Annotated in this window: 2 protein-coding genes; both read right to left on the reverse strand. The window is 70.4% G+C overall.

Annotated features, from left to right (window positions below; genetic code table 11):
* Positions 1-378: 378 nt before the first annotated feature.
* The gene (locus tag GXY15_07765) at positions 379-1,515 is read right to left on the reverse strand and encodes a hypothetical protein (GenBank protein ID NLV41110.1); all 1,137 of its coding nucleotides are present in this window, start codon (positions 1,513-1,515) and stop codon (positions 379-381) included.
* Positions 1,512-1,871: a hypothetical protein gene (locus tag GXY15_07770; protein NLV41111.1), complete on the reverse strand. Its 360-nt coding sequence runs from the start codon at positions 1,869-1,871 to the stop codon at positions 1,512-1,514. The genes GXY15_07765 and GXY15_07770 overlap by 4 nt, the downstream gene beginning before the upstream one ends.
* Positions 1,872-2,365: the final 494 nt, after the last annotated feature.

The following is a 2,365-nucleotide window of genomic DNA, read 5'->3' on the forward strand; positions in this document are numbered from 1 at the left end:
AAGACTCAACGCAGAGACGCAGAGAACGCAGAGAGGGGGGGAGAGTATGCGAGTGCTTTCTGTTCACCACTGCCGAATTTCAGCAATGCGCGCGAAGCGCGCCTTGGAGTGCGGCAGCTTGCTGCCGCCTTCCAGACCGGGCACCGCGATAGCCTGATCTTCGTGAACACCCCCGGCACCACGCATCCGCCCGCGCGCGGGCAAGCCCGCGCGAAGAAAGGCGGCAGCAAGCTACCGCACTCCAAGGCGCTCCGCGCGGTGCAGGCTTGGGCCGATGCCTTGTCCCCGCATTCTCCCGTTTGCGCCTTCCTCTGCGCCCTCTGCGTCTCTGCGTTGAGAATGCCTTTCCAGCCCCCGGTTGCCCCGTGTCCGAGGCCGCTATCCCGCCCCCTCCGTCATCTCCACCATGACCTCGTAGTTGCGCAGGGCGGCGGGGGAGAGTCGGCGGCCGATGGGGCACGCGGAGGGCATGAGCACGAAGCCGCGTCCTGCGCCCGCGGTGCCCTCGTCGAGGGCGCGGCGGACCTTTTCGGCGAAGCGGTCGGGGGGGAGGGTCTCGATGTCGCTGAGTTCGAGGTTGCCGAAGAGGACCAGGTCCTTCCCGTACCGTTCCCGGACGTACCGCAGCTCCACGTCCCCCTGCGGCGGCGGCTCGATGGGGTCGAGACCGTCGGGCCCCATGGCGGCGATGTCGTCGAGGATGCCGTGGAGGCGTCCGTGGGCGTGGATGCGGGCGTAGCCGCCGTGTTTCTGGATGGCGCGGATCATGGGCGCGACATGCCGGCAGACGTACTCGCGGAAGAGGGACGGCGGCAGGTAGGGGGCGGCGGCGAATTCGGGGCCGTAGATGCGCCAGAGGCGGCCCGGCAGGGCGGCGGCGGCGGCCTCGGTCTGCGGCAGGATCACGGCCGCGAACCGGTCGAGGAGCCGGTGGAAGAGGTCGGGCCGCGTGAGCGCGGCGGCCAGGTAGTCCTGCATGCTGAAGAGCAGCGCGGCGAGGCAGAGCGGGTCCGGCGTGTCAATCATGACGATGCCCGTGCCGCCGAGGGCCGCCTCGGCGGCGAGCACGGGCGCGGGGTCCGGCGCGCCGCGGAACGCGGGCGGCGGCAGCGCCAGAAAGGCCTCCAGGTCCTCCTCGCCCTTGAGCAGGTGCTCCTCCGTCCAGTCGGTGTTCACATCGCGGTCGCGGCGCGCGCGCGCCGTGAGGGTGCGCCCGCCCGCCCGCACGCGTTGGACCCGGAACCGGCTGCCATCCCGCTCGAAAGACTCCGTCTCCGCGAGGTCGCCCACGGGGTCCGGCAGCACGCCGTCGAAGGCCACGCCCCGCATGACGATGCGGTCGGTCTTTTCCCGGGCCAGGTCAATCAGGGGCCCCCACGACTGGTCGGCGTAGATGTTGAACGGGTCCGGATCGTCCGGGCGCTCGTCGAGGCCGTTGATCTCGTAGAAGCAGACGGGGGGGCGGTCCACGGCCTCCCCGCGCAGGGTGCGCATCAGGCGTTCGCGGCGGGTCATGGCGTGGTGACGATGCCCCAGGGGCTGTTCTCCGGCGAGGCCCCCCGGATCTTCATGATCCAGAGGTCCGTGTCCAGCTTCACCAGCACGATGGAGTCGTCCACGTACACGTTGCCGGAACCGTCCTTGAAGTAGCAGTAGAGCCGGCGCTCGCTGTTCTCCAGCTCCGCCGCGCCGAGCACCTGCTCGATGCGCAGGTCCTCCGCGCCGCGGATGCGGTCGAAGGACTTCTGGAGCGTCTCCAACGGCGGCAGGGACGCGCCCCGGTAGTCGTTGAACAGCTGGACCGCCCCGGCGGCGGCCCCGGCCGCGACCAGCGCGGCGGGAACGAGGAAGCGAAGTCTGCGGAGAAACACGGCAAAACCCTCCCTGTCATGGTTGCCCCGGCCCGGAGACCCCATGCCTCCGCGCCGCGCAAAAGAGAAACGTCCGCACCGGCGGCAACGGGGACGCCCCGGCCGCCGCCGGACGCCATTATGGACGCCCCGGGGGGAGAGCACGCAACCCGGAGGGTTCCGTAGGCATTCCGACAAGAGGTCGCCACGTCGGCCGCTGTGCGGCCTCCTCGCGATGACCGGGGAAACCACCGTCATCGCGAGCCCCTGACCGCCCGGGGGCGGGAATGTCGTTGAAGAAAGGCGTGTCAGGCGTCAGATGTCGCGGGAGCCCCCGCACGTCCTTGGCGGGTCCGTCTGTTATGTGGAGTGCGGTGGCAGAGCGAAACGGCGACACCGCTTTGCCCGGGGAGGATCCATGCCGCACCCCTCCCGGCAGCTCTTTCCCGGGAACCAAAGCGGCGTCGTTGCCGCCGCACTCCAAAAGGAGACGCCGCGCGCCCCTCCCGTCTCGC

Source organism: Candidatus Hydrogenedentota bacterium (assembly GCA_012730045.1).
Taxonomy (GTDB): domain Bacteria; phylum Hydrogenedentota; class Hydrogenedentia; order Hydrogenedentales; family CAITNO01; genus JAAYBR01.

Excerpts from the sequence above, each read along its gene's own strand:
- GXY15_07765 (NLV41110.1), bottom strand. The coding sequence starts at position 1,515 with ATGACCCGCCGCGAACGCCTGATGCGCACCCTGCGCGGGGAGGCCGTG.